At 67.0% G+C, this 21,132-nt stretch carries 19 protein-coding genes; all 19 read right to left on the bottom strand.

Annotation, left to right across the window (positions count from 1 at the left end; all coding sequences use genetic code 11):
• Window positions 1-229 precede the first annotated feature (229 nt).
• From KAR29_RS09625 to KAR29_RS09715, 19 genes are read right to left on the bottom strand one after another with little or no spacing between them, the layout of a single operon-like run.
• A complete protein-coding gene (locus KAR29_RS09625) occupies window positions 230-1,378 on the bottom strand; it encodes a DegT/DnrJ/EryC1/StrS family aminotransferase (RefSeq protein WP_274372782.1) in 1,149 nt (382 codons plus the stop codon).
• Window positions 1,378-2,538: an iron-containing alcohol dehydrogenase gene (locus KAR29_RS09630; RefSeq protein WP_274372783.1), complete on the bottom strand. Its 1,161-nt coding sequence runs from the start codon at window positions 2,536-2,538 to the stop codon at window positions 1,378-1,380. The genes KAR29_RS09625 and KAR29_RS09630 overlap by 1 nt, the downstream gene beginning before the upstream one ends.
• 4 nt (window positions 2,539-2,542) lie before the next feature.
• The gene (locus tag KAR29_RS09635) at window positions 2,543-3,793 is read right to left on the bottom strand and encodes a 3-deoxy-D-manno-octulosonic acid transferase (RefSeq protein ID WP_274372784.1); all 1,251 of its coding nucleotides are present in this window, start codon (window positions 3,791-3,793) and stop codon (window positions 2,543-2,545) included.
• Window positions 3,794-3,799: 6 nt separating this feature from the next.
• Window positions 3,800-4,789 (bottom strand): KpsF/GutQ family sugar-phosphate isomerase, encoded by a 990-nt coding sequence (locus tag KAR29_RS09640; RefSeq protein ID WP_274372785.1) that lies wholly within the window; start codon window positions 4,787-4,789, stop codon window positions 3,800-3,802.
• Window positions 4,786-5,643 carry a 3-deoxy-8-phosphooctulonate synthase gene (kdsA, locus tag KAR29_RS09645; protein WP_274372786.1) on the bottom strand — a complete coding sequence of 286 codons (858 nt, stop codon included), beginning with the start codon at window positions 5,641-5,643 and terminating at the stop codon, window positions 4,786-4,788. Before kdsA ends, KAR29_RS09640 begins: the two co-directional genes overlap by 4 nt.
• Entirely contained in the window at window positions 5,640-6,380 is a 741-nt protein-coding gene (gene kdsB / locus KAR29_RS09650) for a 3-deoxy-manno-octulosonate cytidylyltransferase (RefSeq protein WP_274372787.1), read from the bottom strand. The genes kdsA and kdsB overlap by 4 nt, the downstream gene beginning before the upstream one ends.
• Complete coding sequence (gene lpxK, locus KAR29_RS09655) at window positions 6,377-8,617, bottom strand: tetraacyldisaccharide 4'-kinase (RefSeq protein ID WP_274372788.1); 2,241 nt, start codon at window positions 8,615-8,617, stop codon at window positions 6,377-6,379. Before lpxK ends, kdsB begins: the two co-directional genes overlap by 4 nt.
• Complete coding sequence (locus KAR29_RS09660; protein WP_274372789.1) at window positions 8,610-10,355, bottom strand: ABC transporter ATP-binding protein; 1,746 nt, start codon at window positions 10,353-10,355, stop codon at window positions 8,610-8,612. The genes lpxK and KAR29_RS09660 overlap by 8 nt, the downstream gene beginning before the upstream one ends.
• Window positions 10,355-11,449: a glycosyltransferase family protein gene (locus KAR29_RS09665; protein ID WP_274372790.1), complete on the bottom strand. Its 1,095-nt coding sequence runs from the start codon at window positions 11,447-11,449 to the stop codon at window positions 10,355-10,357. Before KAR29_RS09665 ends, KAR29_RS09660 begins: the two co-directional genes overlap by 1 nt.
• A complete protein-coding gene (locus tag KAR29_RS09670; RefSeq protein ID WP_274372791.1) occupies window positions 11,446-12,564 on the bottom strand; it encodes a lipid-A-disaccharide synthase in 1,119 nt (372 codons plus the stop codon). The genes KAR29_RS09665 and KAR29_RS09670 overlap by 4 nt, the downstream gene beginning before the upstream one ends.
• The gene (locus KAR29_RS09675) at window positions 12,549-13,364 is read right to left on the bottom strand and encodes an LpxI family protein (RefSeq protein ID WP_274372792.1); all 816 of its coding nucleotides are present in this window, start codon (window positions 13,362-13,364) and stop codon (window positions 12,549-12,551) included. Before KAR29_RS09675 ends, KAR29_RS09670 begins: the two co-directional genes overlap by 16 nt.
• 12 nt (window positions 13,365-13,376) lie before the next feature.
• Entirely contained in the window at window positions 13,377-14,492 is a 1,116-nt protein-coding gene (locus KAR29_RS09680) for an LptF/LptG family permease (RefSeq protein ID WP_274372793.1), read from the bottom strand.
• Entirely contained in the window at window positions 14,489-14,971 is a 483-nt protein-coding gene (locus KAR29_RS09685) for a KdsC family phosphatase (RefSeq protein ID WP_274372794.1), read from the bottom strand. The genes KAR29_RS09680 and KAR29_RS09685 overlap by 4 nt, the downstream gene beginning before the upstream one ends.
• Window positions 14,961-15,773, bottom strand: coding sequence for an acyl-ACP--UDP-N-acetylglucosamine O-acyltransferase (gene lpxA, locus KAR29_RS09690; protein WP_274372795.1), 813 nt, complete (start codon window positions 15,771-15,773; stop codon window positions 14,961-14,963). Before lpxA ends, KAR29_RS09685 begins: the two co-directional genes overlap by 11 nt.
• A complete protein-coding gene (gene fabZ / locus KAR29_RS09695) occupies window positions 15,770-16,216 on the bottom strand; it encodes a 3-hydroxyacyl-ACP dehydratase FabZ (RefSeq protein WP_274374963.1) in 447 nt (148 codons plus the stop codon). Before fabZ ends, lpxA begins: the two co-directional genes overlap by 4 nt.
• Window positions 16,216-17,055, bottom strand: coding sequence for a UDP-3-O-acyl-N-acetylglucosamine deacetylase (gene lpxC / locus KAR29_RS09700; protein ID WP_274372796.1), 840 nt, complete (start codon window positions 17,053-17,055; stop codon window positions 16,216-16,218). The genes fabZ and lpxC overlap by 1 nt, the downstream gene beginning before the upstream one ends.
• On the bottom strand, window positions 17,052-18,074 hold the full coding sequence (lpxD, locus tag KAR29_RS09705) for a UDP-3-O-(3-hydroxymyristoyl)glucosamine N-acyltransferase (RefSeq protein ID WP_274374964.1): 1,023 nt from the start codon (window positions 18,072-18,074) through the stop codon (window positions 17,052-17,054). The genes lpxC and lpxD overlap by 4 nt, the downstream gene beginning before the upstream one ends.
• A 41-nt stretch (window positions 18,075-18,115) precedes the next feature.
• Entirely contained in the window at window positions 18,116-19,345 is a 1,230-nt protein-coding gene (locus tag KAR29_RS09710) for a hypothetical protein (RefSeq protein WP_274372797.1), read from the bottom strand.
• A 16-nt stretch (window positions 19,346-19,361) separates the two neighbouring features.
• Window positions 19,362-21,122: a BamA/OMP85 family outer membrane protein gene (locus tag KAR29_RS09715; protein WP_274372798.1), complete on the bottom strand. Its 1,761-nt coding sequence runs from the start codon at window positions 21,120-21,122 to the stop codon at window positions 19,362-19,364.
• Window positions 21,123-21,132 lie beyond the last annotated feature (10 nt).

A 21,132-nucleotide genomic window follows, 5' to 3' on the forward strand; every position in this document is an offset into this window, starting at 1 on the left:
AGCCGCCGTGGCCCGAAGGGCCCCTCCCTTTCCATCGCGCAAGAGATCTTCTCTCCTTAAGGAACACTAATACAAAAAGCTCCCCCTTTCAACCCTGATCGGAGGTCCTCGACGAGCCCGACGGGGAGAACGCTCCACGCTCCTCCGGGAAGGATCGAGAAGGCCGCCGCGAGGTGACCCTCGGCGGCGGCCTTCTCCCGTTCCCCAACGCGTCGGGGGACGCTGCTTCCTAGAGAGCCGCCGCCCCGGCCCGGATGGCCCTGACGGTCTTCTCGACCTGCTCCTCCGTCATGGCGACGGAGAGGCCGTAGACGGCGGTGCGGCTCAGGATCGCGTGAGTCCGAGGCCTCTCGACGGTACAGTGGTCGGGCAGGGCTTCGGCAAGCGTCCGCCAGTGACGGGCATAGTGCCAGGTGTTGTCGGAGAGGTTGCCGCAGCCGACGCCCGCCTCCTTCGAGGCCTTTTGGAAGCGCCGCGCCGAGGCCTCGTCGGGGAGAAGGAAGACGATCTGGGTGGCGCTGTCGCCCTCGGCGTCGGCATGGACGCGGCGGGACAGGCCCAGGTCGGCCACGGCGTCGACGACGGTCCGCTTGATTCCCTTCAGCCTGGCCAGGGCGCCGTCGAGCTTGGAGAGCTGGACGAGGCCCAGGGCCCCCTGAAGCTCGCTCATGCGGAAGTTGAAGCCCAGGCAGAACTTGCCCTCGGCACCCCGATCGATGGACTTGTCATGGATGTGACCGTGGTCGTGGTAGTACTCCATGCGGCGGTAGAGCTCCTCGTCGTCGGTGACGATGAGTCCCCCTTCGCCGACGGTGATGATCTTGTAGGGGTCGAGGCTGTAGGTCCCCCAGAGTCCGAAGGTCCCGGCGGCCTTGCCCCGATAGGTGGCCCCCATGGCCTGGCAGGAGTCCTCGAAGAGGGAGAGGCCGTGATCGGCGCAGAGGCTGCCGTAGGCCTCCATGTCGGCCGCCGCGCCGAACATGTGGACGGGCATGACGGCTTTGGTCCTCTCGGTGATGAGGGGCTCGACCGACTCGGGATCGAGGTTGAGGCTCTCGTCGACCTCGGCCAGGACGGGAACGGCTCCGCACTCGAGGATGGCCTCGACGCTGGCGATGAAGGTGAAGGGGGTCGTGATGATCTCGTCGCCGGGGCCGATGCCGCAGGCCTTCATGGCCACGTAGAGAGAGGCCGATCCGCTGCTGACGGCGAGGGCGTGGCGGGCGCCGACGCGCTCGGCGACGGCCCTCTCGAACTCCTCGACGCGGTAGATCCCGTCGCGGCTGTCGTTGAAGGAGTAGCGGTGCACCATTTTGCGGTTGATGACGTCGGCGAGGGCGTCGATCTCCCTCTGGTCGAACAGATCGAAACCGGGCATTATTCCATCGCCTCCCTGTAGATGGAGATGCAGTCTTCCTTGGACATGACGCGGGCGTTGTTTTCCATGGGACGGGCCACGGCGAGGGCCTTGGCGGCCATCTCGTCGAAGTGGGAGGGCGTGATGCCGACTTTGAGCTGCTTCAGCGTCCGGGGCAGGCCCAGATCTTCGATCAGCTCGTCGAGGGCGTCGGCACAGAGCAGGGCCCCGTCGCGCAGGGGAAGTTCCTCTTCGATGTAGCCCAGGAGACCGGCGGCCTCGGCGAACTTGTCGGGCCGTGCCAGGGCGTTGAAACGGGCCACGTAGGGGATGAGGAGGGCGTTGGCCTGGCCGTGGGCGACGCCGAACATGCCGCCCAGGGGGTAGGAGAGAGCGTGGCAGGCCGTGACGCCGGCGTTGGCCAGGGCGATGCCGCCGTAGAGGGAGGCCAGCATCATCTCGCTCCGGGCCTCGAGATCCCTGCCGTTGAGGGCGGCCACGCGCAGCCAGGTGCCGACGCGTTCGATGGCCTCGCGGGCGAAGAGGTCGCTGAAGGGCGAGGCCTGGCGGCTCGTGAAGGCCTCAAGGGCGTGGCAGAGGGCATCCATCCCCGTCGAGGCCGTCACCTGAGGCGGCATGGAGAGGGTGAGCTCGGGATCGAGAAGGCTGTAGTCGGGGAAGAGCTTGTCGTCGTTGATGCCGCCCTTGACGCCGTCGCTGCGGCGGATGAGGACGGCCGTGAAGGTCACCTCCGACCCCGTTCCGGCCGTGGTGGGGATCATGATCTTGGGGACGCCGGGCTTTTTGACGAGGCCCAGCCCCTGATAGTTGGCCGCCGACCCCTCGTTGGTGATGAGGACGCTGACGGCCTTGGCCACGTCCATGCTGCTGCCGCCGCCGAGACCGACGACGATCTGACAGTCCTGCTGGCGGGCCAGCTGGGCCACGGCGTCCGTCGTCTCCACCGAGGGCTCGGGCTCGACGCCGGTGAAAAGGCAGGTCTCGACGCCGGCCTCGGTGAGGTGGTCGCTGATCTTCTCCGCCAGTCCCAGCTTTTCCATCGTCTTGTCCGTGACGAGGACGGCCCGGCTGGCGCCGAGCTTCCGGGCCTGAAGGCCCACCTGGGAAGAAACGCCGGGACCGAAACTGATCCGGCCCGAGAGGAACATGTTGAAATTCATCCGATCATCTCCTGTTTTGGGACAAATAGGGTTCCATCTGCGTCCAGGCCCGGGAGGCAGCTCCCCCCCGGACGGCAAAATAGCCTTTCGATCCCGCCGAGGCCTCTTCGGCGAGATTCCCGTCGAGGCAGTCCCGCCAGAACCGCGCGAGCTGGACCGGGTCGATCACGGTGCGGGCCACGCCGAACCGGGCCAGATCGCGGGCGGCCACGGCGAAGTCCTCCATGTGAGGGCCGTGGGCGACGGGAAGGGCCCAGCAGGCCGGCTCGAGAAGGTTCTGCCCTCCCCTGGCCACGAGGCTGCCCCCGACAAAAGCGCCCGAGGCGAGGCCGTAGAGGTCGAAAAGGACCCCCACCTGATCGACGACCAGTATATCCCACCCCGCACCCCTTTGCGACATCAGGAACGAGGAAAAGTCCTTCCCGCAGAGGGCACGGACGGCCCGGGCCCGTTCCGGGTGGCGGGGGACGACGACGAGACGGGCCCGGGGGACGGTCTGCCGCAGAAGACGGAAGGCCTCGACGACGACCTCCTCTTCCCCCTCGTGGGTGCTCCCGGCGATGAAAAGAGGCCCCTCTCCGGCCAACTCCCGCCGCAGATCCGAGAGATCGGCCCGATCGTGGCGGTCGAGAAGGGCGTCGATCTTGAAGTCGCCGACGAGGTGAAGCCTGTCGGGAGCCACGCCCAGGCGGAGGAAGCGCTCCATGTCGTCGTCGGCCCTGACGAAGACGGCCTCGAAGAGGCCGTAGGCCTTCCTCCAGAAGGAGGGCCAGTGGGACATCCGCCGAAAGGAGCCCTCTGAAAGGCGGCCGTTGACGAGAAAGGCGGGGATGGAACGCCTCTTCAGCGCCGTCAGCAGGCCGGGCCAGATCTCCGTCTCGACGGCGGCGTACAGGAGCGGGTCGAGGGCGTCGAGAGCCCGATTGACGATCCAGGGGACATCCCAGGGATAGTAGACCTGGCCGTCGACGACGCCGTCGAGGAGACGCAGTCCCATCCGACGTCCCGTCGGCGTCACGGTGGAAAGGAGAAGAGGCGTGTCGCCGACGGCCCTTCGCGCCCTCCTGAGCAGAGGCAGAGCCGATTGGACCTCTCCGACGGAGACGGCGTGGACCCAGAGGGGACGTCGCCCCGAGAGAAAGGAGAGATCGCCGTAAAGGCCCCGTCGTTCGTCGAAACCCTCGCGGTAGCGTCGGGCCAGCCAGGGATAGGCCGCCAGGTAGAGCGTCGCCACGCAGGCCGAATAGAGGTTCATGGCCCTTCAGGCGATGCCGGCCTTGAGGAGGTCGTGGAGATGGATCATGGCCTGAGGGCGGCCGTCGGCGACGACGACGAGGACGGAGACCTCCCGTTCCTCCATGAGGCGCAGCGCCTCGACGGCGAGGCGGTCCGGAGCGATCACCCTGGGGTGAAGCGTCATCGATCGGGCGATGGGACCGTCCAGGGCCTGAACGCCCTCTCTTTCCATGAGGCGGCGGAGATCGCCATCGGTGAAGATGCCGACGAGCCTCTCCCCGTCGACGACGCAGGTGGCGCCGTAGCCCTTGCTGGTGATCTCGAAAAGGGCGTCCCTGACGGAGGCCTCCTGTCCGACGACGGGGAGGCGTTCCGGCGGGCCCATGAGATCGCCGACGCGGAGAAGAAGCTTGCGCCCCAGGGCTCCGCCGGGATGAAAGAGGGCGAAGTCCTCGGGACGGAGGCCTCTCAGCTCCGTCACCATGGCCGCCAGGGCATCGCCGACGGCGAGCTGGACGGTGGTGCTGCTCGTCGGAGCCAGCCCCAGGGGATCGGCCTCGCGGGCCACCGTCGTCAGGAGGGTCACGTCGGCCTCGCGGGCCAGACGGGAGGCGCCCCTCCCCGCGAAGGCGATGACGGAAGCGCCGATGCGCCGGAAAAAGGGAATCAGCTCCAGGACCTCTTCCGTCTCGCCGCTGTTGCTGATGAAAAGGCCCACGTCGCTGGGGCAGACCATGCCGAGATCGCCGTGAACGCCCTCGGCGGCGTGAAGGAAAAAGGCCGGAGTCCCCAGGGAGGCCAGGGTGGCGGCGATCTTGCGGCCGATCAGCCCCGACTTGCCCAGGCCGACGACGACGACCCGCCCCCGGCAGCGGTGGACGAGACGGGCCGCCTCGACCAGCTCGACTCCGAGACGCTCCGCCGCCGACTCCAGCTCGCGGGCCTCGTCGCGGAGAACCGCCCTTCCCGTGGCCAGGAGCGCCTCATCGCTCCAGACCGTCTCTCCGGCGCTCACTTCCTCTCCCCGGCCCAGCCGAGACGGACCGGCCCCAGACGACGGACGACGTCGTCGATGGCGACGAGTTCTTCCAGAAGCGCTTCCAGCCTGTCCAGGGGGACCATGTTGGGACCGTCGCTTTTGGCGGAATCGGGATCGGGATGGGTTTCCAGGAAAAGAGCGTCGATGCCCAGAGAGACGGCGGCCCGTGCCAGAGGAAGGACGAAGCGCCGGTCACCTCCGGAGGAGCTCCCCTGCCCTCCCGGCGTCTGGACGCTGTGGGTGGCATCGAACATGACGGGACAGCCCAGCTCGCGCATCAGAGGAAGGGAGCGGAAGTCGACGACGAGCTGACGGTAGCCGAAGGTCGTCCCCCGTTCGCAGAGGATGACCTTGTCGTTGCCCGCCTCGCGACACTTCTCGACGACGCTCTTCATGTCCTCGGGAGCGAGGAATTGGGCCTTCTTGACGTTCAGAGGCCGTCCCGTCCGGGCGGCGGCGACGAGAAGGTCCGTCTGACGGCAGAGAAAGGCCGGAATCTGGAGGACATCGGCCACTTCCGCCACGGGACCGGCCTGCCAGGCCTCGTGGATGTCGGTGAGGACGGGACAGCCCAGCTCCTTCTTGATCTTCTCCAGAAGGGCCAGCCCCTCTTCGAGGCCGGGACCGCGGAAGCTGCGGATGGAGGTGCGGTTGGCCTTGTCGAAGGAGGCCTTGAAGACGTAGGGCAGGCCGAGGCGGGAGCAGATCGCCTTGGCCCGGCGGCCCGTTTCGAGGGCCACCGCTTCGCCTTCGAGGACACAGGGACCGGCGACGACCACGAGAGGGCCGTCGCCGACGAGGCCGGCGCCGATCGGCACGGGACGAATCATCGGAGGTCATCCCCCTTTTCTGTGAGATAGCGTTCCAGGGCCGCCACATCGTCGGCCGTATCGATCTCGATCGTGTCCCTCCCGACGGGAACGACGAGGATCGTCTCGCCCCCCTCGAGGAGGCGAAGCATCTCGAGGCTCTCCGTCTTCTCCAGAGGGGTCTGGGGCAGGTCGGAAAAGGCCAGGAGCAGGTCGCGCCTGTAGGCGTAGGGACCGATGTGCTTGTACCACCGCCCCCCCTCGTTGCGGGAATAGGGAATGGGCGAGCGACTGAAGTAGAGGGCCTCTCCCGCGGGGGAGAAGACGGCCTTGACGATGTTGGGGTTATCGATCTCTTCTGCTCTCTCGATCTCCTTCACCAGCAGGGCGAGACGGACATCGGGCCGTTCCGTCAGGGCCGCCACGAGGGGATCGACCATGTCGGGCCCGACGAGAGGGTCGTCGACCTGGACGTTGAGGACGATTTCCGCCTCCGGAAAGGAGCGGGCCACATGGGCGACGCGGTCGCCGCCGCTCTTGAGGTCGCGGGGCGTCATCAGCGCCTCCCCTCCCCAGGCGTCGACGACGGAGGCGATGCGCTCGTCGTCGACGGCGACGAGGACGCGGTCGACCGATCGGCAGCGCTGCACCTGGCGAAGGACACGGACGACGAGGGGCATTCCGCCGATCTCGAGAAGGGCCTTGCCCGGCAGACGGGTGCTGCCGAAGCGCGCGGGAATGACGGCAAGGGTGGTCATCGCTTTTCTCCTCCTAATTTATCTGAAAGGGTCACGTAGAGCGCATGACGGGTCCCCCAACCGAGGGCCTCGCCGGCGAAGGCGACGACGTCGTCAAGGGCGCCGGGACCGCCGAGACGTTCCCTGCCGACCTGGGACATGCGCCGCCAGAGCGAGGGATCGTCGAGGATGGCCCCGACGGCATCGGCCAGGACTTCGGGCCGGGGCGCCACCAGCCGCTCGGCCTCGCCCAGAAGCTTCCGTTGGACCTCCTTGCCCTTCTCCTCGATGGAGACGACGGGCAGCCCCAGACCGGCGCAGATCTGATTGGCCGTCCCACCGAGGCCGAGGACGAGGCGGCAGTGCGGAGCCGCTTCGGCCACCGTTCCCCTGTGGAGGACGACGGTCGCCCCCTCGCCGTCGACGAGGGCCCCTCCCTCGATGCGCCACCGGGGGAGTCCCTCAAGAAGCCGGGCCAACTCGAGCGTCGGGGCGGGGACGAGGAGGAAATCCCTCCGGCCTCGACGGAAGAGAAGCCGGACCGTCTCCAGAAGGAGGCGAATGTCGCCGTAGGCCCTGTCACGGCTGCCGGGAAGGATGAGGATCCTCTCCGGAGAGGGAGGCAGATCGAGCTCCCCATCTTTATTATCCCCGATGAGGTCCATGATGGGATTGCCGGAGAAACGGACTTCGAGGCCCCTGAGGCGAAGTTCCTGAGCCGTCGCCTCGTCGCGGGTCCAGACGGCGCGACAGCGGAGACCGAGGAGCCAGCTTTCGAGACGGAGATGGCCCGACAGGAGGGTCGTCTTCGCCGTGGCGACGAGAACCGGCTTCCGTCCCTGTCCCCAGAGGGCGTGAAGGAAAAGGTAGACGTCGCCGATGCAGAGAGGCGTGCGGCAGCGACCGCGAAGGCTCCGCCAGGAGCGGAGCTGGGCCATGACCTGGGGCAGAAGTCCCGCCCGGAGATCTCGCCAGAACTCCCGGAGGCTGTATTTGACGACGCCGCCGCTGGGCGTCACCGACGGAGGCGGGACGATGGGGATCTCCCTGGCCCGGTAGGGCGTGCCCTTGCCGACGAGGGGAAAGGCCACCACCTCGGCGGCGGGGAAACGCCTTCGAAGCCGCAGGGCCAATTCGACGGCCATGGCGTCCTCTCCGTGGCCGTTGGCGGCGACGACCAGCCTGGGGCGCAGAGCCTCGACGAGAGATCGCCAGAACCGGGATTCGTCGTCGACGACGGAGACGACGCGGGGGACGAAGAGGGGAAGCCGGGGACGCCAGCGAGGAGGGACATTGTAGACGTCTTTCTCGGTACAGACCAGGAAATCGGCGCCCAGGCGCAACGCCTCCTCCTCCAGGGCGACCAGTTCGTCGGCGGTGAAACGATGGTGATCGAGGAAGAAGCGCTCTCCGGCCAGATCGAGAGCTTGGCCGGCAAGAAAGGTCCGAAAGCTGGAGGGACTTCCGATGGCGCAGAAGGCGAAGGCCCGTCCCTCGGGCGTCACGGCCTCGCCCCAGGACCCGGCCCAGCCGATCCACCTCTCGAGGCGGAGCCGGGAGAGGAAGAGACGATCCTTTCCGACGAGGGACGAAAGGGACTCCACGAGATCGGCCAGCCTCCCCGAAGAGACCTGATCGTACTTGGTGACCACCACCAGATGGGCCCGGCGAATCCCTTCCTTTGCCTCCCTGAGCGTTCCGGCGGGGACGACATGGCCGTTGCCGAAGGGACAGCAGGCATCGACGAGGGCGATGTCGACGTCGCGATCGAGGCGACGGTGCTGGAAGGCGTCGTCGGCCACGGCGACGGAGGCGCCCTCCCTGGCCAGCAGGGCCGCGCTGACCCGCCGATCGGGAAAGACGACGACGGGGACCTGGGGAAGGTGTCGCGAGAGGAGGAGGGGCTCGTCGCCGACGGCGGACCGATCCCCTTCTCCTCCGCGAAGAACGACGGGCTCGCCCGCCCTGCCGCCGTAGCCGCGCGAAAGGATTCCCGGCGCGAATCCCATCGACTGGAGGCGGCAGGCGAGCATCTCGACGAAGGGAGTCTTGTTCGTCCCCCCGACGGTGAGGTTGCCCACGCTGATGACGGGAAGGGGAACCTCCTCCACGGACAGCAGGCCATGATCGAAGAGGACGTTGCGGATGCGGGAATAGCCCCTCCCGATGACCCCCGCCGGGAGGAGGAGGGCCCAGGGGGAGAGGAAGCTCCTCTCCCCGCGGGCGAAACGGAGGTAGCTGTCGATGGCTCTACGCATCGTCGAGGCCGAACTGGAGGGAATAGAGCCGTCGGTACCGCCCGTCCCGGGCCATGAGGACCTCGTGACTCCCCTCTTCGACGACGGAACCGCCTTCGATGACGACGATTCGGTCGGCCTGGCGCACCGTCGAGAGGCGATGGGCGATGATCAGCGACGTCCGCCCCCGTGCGGCCCTGTGCATGGCCTCCTGAATCTGCTGCTCCACCGAGGCGTCGAGCGAGGAGGTGGCCTCGTCCATGATGAGGATCTTGGGGTTACGCACGAGGGCCCTGGCGATGGCGACGCGCTGACGCTGGCCGCCGCTGAGGGTCACGCCCCTCTGGCCCACCTCCGTCGCCAGCCCTGCCGGGAGGGAGGCCACGAAGTCGGAAAGACCGGCCTCGTCGAGGGCCCGGCCGATCGCCTCTTCCGTCGCCTCGGGACAGCCGTAGGCGACGTTGAAGGCCAGGCTCCCCTTGAGCAGCAGCGGGTCTTGGGGAACGATGCCGATCCGTCGCCTCAGGGCCGTCATCTCCAGGTCCCGGACATCGTGACCGTCGATGAGGACCCTGCCCCGCTGAGGATCGTAGAGACGGGGAATGAGGTCGGCCACCGTCGACTTCCCCGCCCCCGTCGTCCCCACGAGGGCCACCGTCTCGCCGGGGGCGATGTGAAGCGAGATCCCCTGAAGGACCCACCTCCCCGCCTCGTAGGCGAACCAGACGTCCTCGAAGCGGATATCGCCCCTGAGGACATCGAGCAGGACGGGATTTCGGGGAGGGGGTACGTCGGAGGTCTTCCCCATGACGTCGAAGATACGGTCCACGGCGGCCAGCCCCTGCTGGACCTGGCTGACGACGCGGCTCACGGCCTGGATGGGCTGGACGAGGAGGATCAGGTAGCCCAGAAAGGCGATCAGCTCGCCCGGCGTGAGCCGACCGGCGATGACGTCCCGTCCTCCCAGCCAGAGGATGAGGGCCAGAGCGGCGATGAGGATGAACTCCACCGTCCCCGAGAGGGCCGCGTGGACCTGAGTGCCCCTCATGAGGGAGCGGAAGTTGGCCCGATTCTGATCGTTGAAGCGGTTCAGCTCCTCCTCCTCCGTGGCGAAGATACGCACGATGCGGATCGACGAGAGAGCCTCCTCGGCGATGGCCGAAAGGCGGGCCAGCTGCTCCTGGATCTCGTGGCCGACGCGGCGGAGCTTCCGGGCCGCCCTGTCGATGACCCATCCCGCCAGAGGGAGGACGAGAAAGGTGACGAGGGTGAGACGCCAGTTGAGGTAGAAAAGGAAACCCAACATGGCGACGAAGCTCACGGACTGGATGACGAGATCGACGAGGACCGTCGTCACCAGAGACTGGAGGACGTTGACGTCGTTGGTCACCCGAGAGAGGAGTTCGCCGACGCGCGTGGCGTGAAAGTAGCGGAAGGAGAGGCCCTGCATGTGTTCGTAGAGCTTGAGGCGGATATCCATGACGACGCGCTGACCGATCCAGTTCATGAGGTACTGGTGGCCGTAGCCGGCGAGCCCCTTGAGGAAGAAGAGAGCCACCACTCCCAGAGAAAGACCGTTGAGAAGAGCCATGTTTTTCTTGATGAGCACGTCGTCGACGACGTTTTTCAGCAGCCAGGGCGGGGCGACGTTACAGGCCGAGGCCACGATCATGCAGATCAGGGCCAGTCCGAGGCGGTTCGTGTAAGGGCGAACCTGCCGGAGAAGGCGAAGGTAGACGGAAGACCGCAATGAGTTCATCAGCTCGAAATCATCTCCTCGAGGGAAGAGGCCAGGCGAAGGGCCCCGTCGACGCCGCTCTCGTCGGCGAGGGCACGGAGCCCTCGCCGGCTCGTCTCCAGGCCGGCGCCGTCGTCGAGACCTTCGACGACGAGAGCGGCCAGCTCGCGCGGGCCGAAATCGCCGACGGACTCCCGAAGCAGCGCCCTGCCGGCGATCATGTTGGGAAGGGCCAGAAACCCCGTCCTGGCAGCCCGGGCCCGGAGATACCGTTCCTTTCCCCAGGCTCCCAGACCGGGAATGGCGGCGATCCACTGCTTGACCCCTCCGAGAGGGACCTGGCGGAGGAAGGAAAAGGGAACGGCCACGATGGCCGGGACGGCGCGGTGAAGGAGTTCGAGCGTGTTGGTCCCCGGCTGGGTCACGGCGAAATCGGCGCCGCCCAGGACGGCCCCGGCGCCGAGCAAGGTGGGACAAAGTCCCCGCTCTCTCCAGAGGGCGAACTCCTCGTCGTCGGAGAAGGGTGACATGAGCGTTCTCAAGCCCATATCGGGATAGACCTGCCGAAGCGCCCGGGCCAGCTCGGCGACGAAGGGGAGAGCGACGCGGCGGATGAAGGGGCGGCTCCCGGGATAGAAGACGATGCGGGGCGATTCGCGGCGCTCCCAGGAGGAGGAGGGACCGTCCAGCTCCAGGGCGGAGGCGACGAGATCGCCGACGACGGCAGGATGGCCCTTAAGGGAAAACGCCATGGCGTCGAAGGCCGTGAAGAGGGCGCGACAGCGGTCCAGTCCCTTTTTGGGACCGTAGGTATAGGCTGCCAGGGGAATGCCCCGGCGGGCCGCCCAGCGGCCGAAAAGCAGGTCACCGCCGAGATGGACGATGGCGTCGGCGTCGGCTCCGTCGAGAGAGGCCAAAAGAGAAAGGGCGTTTGCCGGAGGCCGGACGCGCACCGGAAGTCGCGAGGCGACGAGGGCCTCTCTGCCGCTGGCGAAGGGACAGGGAAGAAGCTGGAGGTCGACGGCGTGTCCCCTGCGATGAAGAGCCGTCGCCAGGGGGCGGACCCACCCCCAGAGTTCGCCGGGACCGTTGGCCATGAGCAGGAAACGCTTCACCGGAACCCCACCTCCAGAACCGTCTCGGCCCAGAAGTCCAGGGCGCCCGCCGATCCCAGCTCTCTCCGCCGCGCCACAGCCATCTTTTCGTGAAGAGTCCGACGGTAGGCGCCGTCGTCGCCGTAGCGCCTCAGGGCCTGGAGGACGGCTTCCGTCGTCCAGCGGGACTGAAGCAGCTCGGGGTAGAGTTCCTCGCCGGCGACGATGTTGGGCATCGCCACATGGCGCAGGGTACAGAAACGCCGCGCCGCGAACCAGGTCAGAGGGGCGACGCGATAGCCGATGACGGCGAAGCGATCGAGGAGGAGGGCCTCGACGGCCACGGTCCCGCTGGCGGCGACGGCACAACGGGACCGGGCGAGAAGCTCCCGGGCCGGCCCCTCGTAAAACCGCCGCCCCTCCAGAAGGGAAAGGAGCCTCAGACGGACCGGACCGGACAGACCGGGGGCCACGGAAAAGACGGGCTCCTCGCCCTCACGGGCCAGAGCGTCGGCCACCTCCGCCAGGACGGGCATGAGGCTGTCGATCTCGCTGCGTCGCGAGCCGGGCAGAAGGGCCACGGGAGCGGGAGGGAAGGACGAGGCCAGCGCCGGATCGGGCCGCCAGCGGCGATAGCTGTCCAGAAGGGGGTTCCCCTTCCAGCGGCTGTCGAGACCGAGTTCCCTGAAAAGGCGGTTCTCGAAGCCGTAGAGGGGGAGGCAGAGGATCGAGCAGGCCCGAAGCGTTTCGGCCCGCCCCGGCCTCCAGGCCCAGAGCGTCGGAGGGGCCACGTGAACGATGGCCCCTCCGTAGCCGTCCTTCCTAAGGCTTCTGGCCAGGGGGAGATTGAAGTCGGGACTGTCGACGAGGACGACGGCGGAAGGGCGACGGCGACGGACCTCCTCGACGAGCGTCCTCTTCAGCCGCCAGAGGCGGGGCAAGGCGGGCAGGACCTCGGTGAGGCCGAAAAGCTCGAGCTCGCTCGAGGGGCGGAAGGCCTCGGCCCCGGCGGCCCGGGCCTGAGGGCCGACGAGCCCCCAGCAGCTCAGGTCGGAGACCCTCGCTTTCAGGGCCGCCAGAAGGCCGGCCGCGTAGAAGTCGCCCGAGGCCTCGCCGCAGCTCAGGAAAAGAGACAATGGTGGATCCCCACGACGGCCATCTCCTCCTCTTCGGCGAAACGCCGAAAGGCCTCGGACTCGAGGATGATCGTCCTCCTGGCCTCGACGGCGAGGCAGCGCAGCCCCGCCCGGGCCATGTTGCGAAGCGTCGCCGGCCCCACCGTCGGCAGGTCGTAGCGCTCGTCCTGATCGATGCGCATCATCTTGACGACGACGCCCTGACGGACCAGGCCTCCGGCTCGCAGCAGCGTGGCGTCGGTCCCCTCCATGGCCTCGACGGCGACGACGGCCCGGGAGCTGACGATGACGGTCTGACCGAACGACAGAGGCAACACCGTCGAAGCCACCTCGCGGCCGTAATGGATGTCGGCCGCCTCCTCTTCCGTCGGATTCCGCCCGGCCAGAGGACCGGCCGCGGCCATGAGATCGATGATCAGATCCCGGTAGGGCAGGACGGTGATGCCGTAGGACTCGATGGCGGCGACGACGGCGCCGAGGAGGCTGTGGTCGTCGCGAGAGGGCAGATGCTGAAGGAGACGTTTCAGTCCCTCATCCATGAGGGACGGCTTGTACATCACCGTCTTGGGGACGACGCCGGCGAGGATGACCTTCGTCAGCCCCCGCCGCCCCAGGTCGGCCAAAGCCTGGCCCAGTTCGAGGCGGGGAAGGGCGACCAGATCGAGAGCGTAGCGGGAGAGAGAACCCTCGACTGCGCCCAGGGCGTAGACGACGGGAGGGACTCCCCTGTCGGTGAGCCTTCGGGCGATTTCGAGGGGCAGCTTCCCCTCTCCCGCGAAGAGTGCGACCGTCGATTCCATGGAGGGACCTCCTTAGCGATTGGCCCTGCGGACCAGGGCGCCCCCCGCGATCAGAAAGATCACGTTGGGCGACCAGGCCGCGATAAGAGGGGGAAGGTACCCTCCCTGGCCCAGAGACTGGCAGAAGGACATGATGACGTAGTAGGCGAAGACGATGACGACGCTCAGGCCGAGGCCGACGCCGGAACCGGAGCCGCTCCTCTGGGGGCGGACTCCCAGGGCGGCGCCGACAAGGGCCAGGACGACGCTGGCCCAGGGAACGGCGAGGCGAAGATGAAACATCACCCAGAGCGCGCGGACGTCGACCCCCTGCTGGTCGACGAGAGCTATCTGCTCCAGCAGCTCGGGGACGTTCATCTCCTCGGGCTTGCGCGAGACCCGCTCCAGCTGCTCCGGGGCGAGACGAAGGGTGAGCTTCTGGCGCTGGAAGCGGAAGAGAAGGGAGACCTTGCCCGAGGGCTCCACGTCGAAGACCTTGCCGTCGTCGAGCCACCATTCTCCCTCGACCCAGGCTCCCCTCTCGGCCGAAAGGATCTGCCTCAGCCGTCCCTCCTCGAACTCCTGGAGGAGGACCCCCTCCATCGTCCCCGACCGGGGCTTGAGACGGCTGATGTAGACGACGCGTTTCAGTCTGCCCCCCTCCTCCTCGCGAAGGAAGACGTGATCCTTGACCAGGGAGATCCTCTGCTTGGCCACTTCATAGCGCAGGACGTTCTCCGCGGCCCGGCTCGTCAGGGGGACGAGAGTCTCGCCCATGAGCGTGGCCAGAAGAGCCACGGCGACGGAGGCGACGAGGACGGGACGGACGATCCTCTGAAAGGAGATGCCCGAGGCCCGGAAAGCCCCGATCTCGCTCGTGGAGGAGAGGCGGGCGAAAGTCAGCAGCGTCGAAAGGAGGGCCGCCATGGGCAGCGTGAGGACGACGACGGCGGGCAGGCTGTAGAGGAAAAGGCGGACGATGACGTTCAGGGAAACGCCCTGCTCGATGATCAGGTCGGCCAGTTTGAAGAGCAGGTCTCCGGCGACGAGGAGGACGGTGAAGGCCAGGACGCCGAAGAGGAAGGGCCCCTTCAGCTCCTTGATGATGAACCGGTCCAGAATGCCCCAAGGTCTCCTCCGTAAGGTCACGGAAGGGCCCGCTCCCCGTTGAGAGAGAGAATCTTCTCGGCGGCCTCGCGGACGGCCCCTCTCCCTCCGCCCAGGGAGGCGACCCAGCCCGCGGCGGCCAGCACCTCCGGTCGGGCGTCGCAGGGAGCCAGGGAGAGGCCGGCCCAGAGCAGACAATCGAGGTCGTTGACGTCGTCTCCCATGAAGGCGACTTCCGAAGCCTCCAGCCCCAGATCGGCGGCCACCTTCTTCAGGACGGGCAGCTTCTCGCCGACGCCGTTGTGAACGATGGAGATGCCCAGAGCCCGGGCCCGGGCCTCCGTGGAGGAGGAGGCCCGACCGCTGATGAGGGCGAGGGCGACGCCGCTCTCCCTCAGCCGGACAAGTCCCATGCCGTCGCGGATATCGAAGCGTTTGAACTCGTTGCCCGCCCCGTCGAGATAGACTCCCCCGTCCGTCAGCGTTCCGTCGACGTCGAGGGCCAGAAGCCTAATCGCCATGATCGCCCTCTCGGAAACTGCGGACCCAGGGAGCAAGGCCTCGGCTCCCCGAGGCGGCGAAGGCGACGATCTCCTCGACGAAAGGATCTCCGGCCATCTCCTCCCGCAGGCGGCTCAGCGCCTCGCGCAGAGGCAGGCCTCCGTGATAGATCCTCTCGTAAAGGGCACGGATCCTCTCCCGGTCGGCGGACACGAAGCCGTTCCGCCTCAGACCGACGCGATTGAGGCCGTAAATGCGGGCGGGCCGACCGTCGGCCATGACGAAGGGAGGGACATCTTTGACGATCTTCGAGAGCCCTCCGATCATGCAGTAGCGACCGATGTGGACGAACTGATGGACGCCGACCATGCCGCCGAGGGTCACGTTCTCCTCGACGACGACGTGACCGGCCAGACCCACTTTGTTGGCGATGACGACGTTGTCGCCGATGCGGACGTTGTGGGCGACGTGGACGCCCTCCATGAGAAGGCAGCGGTCACCAACGGACGTAAGGGCGCCCTCGCCCACGGGACGGTTGACCGTGACGAATTCCCGGAGGATCACGTCGTCGCCGATGACGACGTCGTTGAGCTCTCCCCGGTAGCCGTGATCCTGAGGGTCTCCGCCGACGACGACATGCTCCGAGAGACGGCAACGCCGGCCCAGGCGACTCCTCGACCTCACGCGGACGTAGGCGGCCAGCTCCGTGCCGTCTCCGATGACGGCCCCCTCGTCGACGATGGAGTAGGGGCCGACGACGACGTCCCTGCCCAACTCGGCCCGGGGCGAGACGAGAGCCGTCGGGTGAATGGCCGTCGTCATTCTTCCGCCTCCGCCGCCGTGAGGCGATGGGCGAGGACGAAACCGAAGGAGGCCGAGGCGACGATCTGGCCGTCGACGCGCCCGACGGCCCTGACCTTGCCGACGCGGCCGCGGACGCGGGTCAGCTCGGCCGTCGTCACGAGCTGATCGCCGGGGCGGACGGGACGACGGAACTTGGCCTCGTCGATGGTCGTGACGTAGGTGATCATCCCCTTCATCTCCGGGCTCTGACAGATCATCATGGCCGCCACCTGTCCCATCGCCTCGAGGATGAGAACGCCGGGCATGACGGGCTCTCCGGGGAAATGGCCCTGAAAGAAGGGCTCATTGATGGAGACGTTCTTGATCCCCACGGCGCGGAGGGGCTCCATCTCGACGATGCGGTCGACGAGGAGAAAGGGATAACGATGGGGCAGGTACTCCATGATCTTTCCGATATCCATCACGAATCGACTCTCCCTTGCACGATAAAGGGCCTGAGACGCTCCACCAGAGCCTGATGGAGGTCGTGGCCCGCGGCGATGGCCAGGAAGTGGCCCTCCAGAGGACAGCCCAGCAGGGCCAGGTCGCCCACGAAATCGAGAATCTTGTGGCGGACGAACTCGTCATCATAGAGCAGGCCGCCGGGATTGAGAATCGCCCCCTCGCCGACGACGACGGCGTTCTCCAGGGTCCCCCCCCGGGCCAGCCCCCGGGACCGGAGGTCCTCCAGATCCCTCTCGAGACAGAAGGTCCGGGCCCGAGCGATCCGGTCCATGAAGGTCGACGGCGTCATCGACAGCGAGAGACGCCTCGTCCCGATGAGGGGGTTCTCGTAATCGATGACATAGGTCACCTGGAAACCCCGTCCGGGCAGGGCCGCCGCGAGACGGTCCCCCCACTGGACGACGAGGGGAAGCGGAACGGAGTAGACGTCGGCGGCCTCCTCCTTCTCGACGATGCCGGCCTCCAGAAGGCGACCGGCGAAGAGGGCCGATCCTCCGTCGAGGACGGGCGGCTCGGGGCCGTCGAAGGAGAGGCGGACGTCGTCGATATCGAGCCCCCTCAGGGCGGCCAGCAGGTGCTCCACCGTCTGAACCCTGGCCCCGCCGGGGAAGATCAGCGTCGTTCCTCTCTCGTCGCCCCTCGTGACGAGCCTCTCGACGAGGGCCTCTTCGCCCTGACGGGCCAGAAGATAGCCCTGCCCCTCTCGGGGCGCGACGACGAGACGGCAGGGCTCTCCCCGGTGGAGGCCGACGCCGTCGAAGACGACGGGCCCCGCCAGGGTTCGGCGACGCCTCATTCCGTCCCCTCCCCTTCCAGGGCCGCCAGACGGGCCTCGAGATGGCGGACCCGCCGGAGAAGTTCGGGCAGCTTGGAGAGGGCCGCCTCCTCCCTCAGATGCTCTCTGTGATCGCGGGCGGGGAAACCGGAGACGACGGCTCCCGGGGCCACATCCCTGATGACGCCTCCGAGAGCGGCGACCTGAGCCCTCGCCCCGACGCGGACGTGATCCCTGACGCCGCTTCGGGCGGCCATCGCGACGCCCTCTTCGAGGACGCAGCTGCCGGAGAGCCCCGTCTGGGCGACGATGACGCAGCGAGGCCCGACCTTGGCGTTGTGGCCGACGTGGACGTGATCGTCGATCTTGGTCCCGTCGCCGATGACCGTGTCGCCCACCGTACCCCTGTCGATGGTGACGCAGGCGCCGATCTCGACGTCGTCACCGATGCGGACGGCTCCCGTCTGGGGGATCTTCCTGTGCCCCCCGTCGAAATCGACGACGAAGCCGAAACCGTCGCTGCCGACGACGGTGCCGCCGTGAACGAGGACGTCGTCGCCGACGATCGTCCCCCGATAGAAAGAGACCTGCGGCTCGACATGCGTCCGGCGGCCGACGACGGAACCGCGGCCGACATAGACCAGGGCCTCCAGGACGGCCCCCTCTTCGACGACGGCCCCCTCTTCGACGACGCAGAGGGGCCCCACGTGGGCTCCTTCGTCGACTCGGGCGCCGGGGGAGACGACGGCCCTCGGATCGATCCCGGCCGGAAAGGAGACCTTCTCCCGGAAGAGGGCCAGCACATCGGGAAAGAGCGTTCTCGGGTCACCGACCTCGACGCCGAACCGCCCCCCGTCGAGCCAGCCGACGGGGGCGACGAGGGGAACCGACGGTGCCATCCGCTCAAGAAGGGCTCTCTCCCAGACCACGCAGAGCCGCCCCTCTTCGGGCGCCTCCAGGGTCCCCACCCCCTCGACGACGTAATCCTGCGGGCCGATGGCCTCTCCTCGAAGACGTTGGGCCAGATCGGCCAGAGTCATCTGCAACGGGGACGCCCCCCTTTCTTCCTTCATGAGATCGGCTAGAGGTTGCCGATGGCCCGAAGGCTCAGGCGATCCTCGTCGCCGTTGTCGTAGTGCAGTTCGAGAGAGATGAACTCGGTGAGGCGGTAGCCGAGGCCGAAATTGTGATCGCTCTCCTCGCTGAAACGCCCCCAGAAATAGGGTTCCCCGACCCGTCCTCCCAGGGAAAGGCATCCCCATAGAAGGGAACCGGGATAGACCGTTTCCACGCCGAGCCAGACGTCGCCCCAGGGACTCCAGCGAAATCCCCATCGGCTCTCCAGCTCGAAATCCTTCATTTCCACGATCCCCTCGTAATAGAGCTCCCCCTCCCACCAGCGGAAGAGCTGCGCCCTCCGTCCCAGATGAAGCCCCACTTCCGGGTAGCGATCGGCCGTCCCGGCGTAGGCCGAGGCCCAGGCCCAGAGCACGTAGCGACGGCTCTCGACGGAGACGTCGACGGCACTGATGCGTTCGGGCCTGAAATCGACGTCGACGCGGGCCGCCGTCCGCGACACGACGCGACGATCGGTGAGCCCCTCGCCGATCCAGGACTCGATCCGCGAGCGGTGATGGGCCAGCCAGGCCACGGGGAGTCCCAGAAGGGGCTCGAGCCCCTCGAGGACATTGTCCTTCAGGTCCGTCCTCAAAAGCGTCACGGGAAGGGTCGTCGAAACGAGGTGGGGATCGAAGGCCAGAAGAAGCGTTCCCTGAGGGGCGAAACGGACCTCCATCGTCCATTCGGCCTCCTCGGAGCGGAAGATCAGGGAAGAGGTCCAGCCCGGCAGGCATTCCCCGATGCGGTCGCGGACGGTCTCCTCCAAAGCCCTGCCGCACCAGGAAAGGGCCGCGGGAGGCAGCCCGTCGAGGAGAAGGGCCAGGGACGCCCGGATCCCCTCCAGGTCGGAGTCGAACCAGCCGTCCAGAGGGTCGGACAGATCGGGAGCGAAAAGGGCCACCTTCCATCGGACCGGTTCGAGAGCCACGAAAGACACCGTCGGCTCTCCCTTGAGAATATCGACCGACCCGATGGAATAGCCATCGAAGAGCCGTTCGGCGACGAGACGGAGGAGGCGGACCCGCCCCTCGTCAGCCTGTTCCGAGGGCATCTGCTCCCAGACGGCCCGGAGGCCGCGCTCCGCCAGGGGGAGGGACCACTCGGGCAGGCCTCTCACGGAGAGGGCCTCGGCCGGGCCAGCCAGAGAAAGGGCCGCGGCCAGAAGAAGCACCACGGCCATCCTCTCTCTCATCTTGATTCGAGGCCGATCAGAACATCTCGCCGAAGCCGAAATGGGTCTTCGTCTCCTCATCCCCTTCGGCAACGTCGAGACGGAGGTTGCCGATAGGCGTCCTCACGCGGACGCCGAAACCGAAGGCACCCTCCAGGTCGGAGAGGCTGTAGCTGCTGTGAATGCCCGTGGTCTGGGTGTTCCAGGCCATGCCTGTGTCGTAGAAAAGGACGAAGGAAAAGGCCTTTTCGATGGGAACGCGAACCTCCACGTTGGCCAGGAACATCTCGTCGCCCTTGAACTTGTCGTCGTCGAAACCCCGCAGCGTCGTTTTGCCGCCGATCTCGTACTGATCGGCCACGGGAAGGGTCCCGCTGGACCAGCCCGATCGGACGCGGGCGGCGAGAATGATGGGATTGTCCTCGTCGCCGACCTTGGCGTCGAAAAGATCCTGAAGGAACCAGAGCGGCGTGTAGTAGCGGGCCTCGACCCAGTACTTGGTGTAGTCGTACTCGCCGCCGAGGACTTCGAAGGCCTTCTCGACGTTGACCGATTCGACGTCTCCCTTGGGGTAGCTCACCATCTCGTCGAGGGTGCTCCGCTTGACCGTACCCGTCACGGAGAAGGTCTTGCCGTCTTTGAGGTAGTCCCTCTTGAAATCGTCGAAGGAGCCCGTCCCCTTGTAGTTCTCCGTCGTGGCCCGGATATCCGTGTCACGCCAGTCGAGGGTGACGTACCAGCTGTAGAGCTCGTTGTGGAATTTCTTGCCCACGCCGACGTAGGCGCCGGTGCGGTCCTCCTCGTAGTCGTAGAGCTGGAGCGAGCCGTCGAGGTAGTAGTCCAGGTCTTCCCACTCGCGCTTGTAGACGCCGACACGCCAGGAATAGGTCTTGAAATCCATGTAGGGCTGCTCGTAGGAGATCCAGTACTGCTGGCGATCGCCCGTCTCGAAGCCGATGGAGGCCTTGTGGCCCAGACCCTGCCAGTTCGTGTCCTCGTAGCTGAGGCCGCCGCTCCAGCCGCTCTGAGAGCCGTGACCGAGAGAGATGCCGACGCGGCCCGTCTTCTGCTCGACGACGGTGAGGACGAGATTGATCACCTCGGGCGACTCGGTGGGCTCGAAGCCGACGTTGACGTCCTCGAAATAGCCCATGCCCTGGATCCGGTTCAGCGAATGGCGGAGGACCGTCGAGTTGAAGATGTCGCCCGTCTTGACCTTGATCTCCCTCTCGATGACGCGCGTCCTCGTCCTCGTGTTGCCCTGGATGATGATCTCGCCGACGCGGGGCTCCATGATCTGGACGGTGACGACGCCTCCGTCGACCTGGACGTCGCCGATCTTGACGAGGACATAGCCGTCCTTCTGGTAGCGCTCCTGAATGCGCTGAAGGTCGTGACGGAAGAAGACGCGGTTGAAGACGTTGCCCTCGGCGGTGAAGACCAGCTCGTGGAGCTGCTCGTCGCTGTAGACCTCGTTCCCCTCGAAACGGACCTCGGTCACGACGGGATTCTCCTGGACGACGAAGATGACGCCCAGTCCGGCGGGGAGGGACTCGACGCGGACGTCGACGAGAGAAAAGAAACCCAGGCTGTAGATGGCCTCGATGTCCTTGCGGACCTGCTCCCTGTCGATGGGATCGCCGGGTTTGGTCCCCACGACGCCCAAGATGTGGCTGGAAACGACCTGGCTGTTGCCTTCGACGTTGACGGCAGCGACAAGGGGCTCCTGTGCCCTCGCGACCAGGGGGAAAAGGGCGAGGAAGATAAAAAGGGCAAGGCCTGGGAACAATCGTCGCAAAGAAGATCCT

This window comes from Aminithiophilus ramosus, from assembly GCF_018069705.1.
GTDB lineage: Bacteria > Synergistota > Synergistia > Synergistales > Aminithiophilaceae > Aminithiophilus > Aminithiophilus ramosus.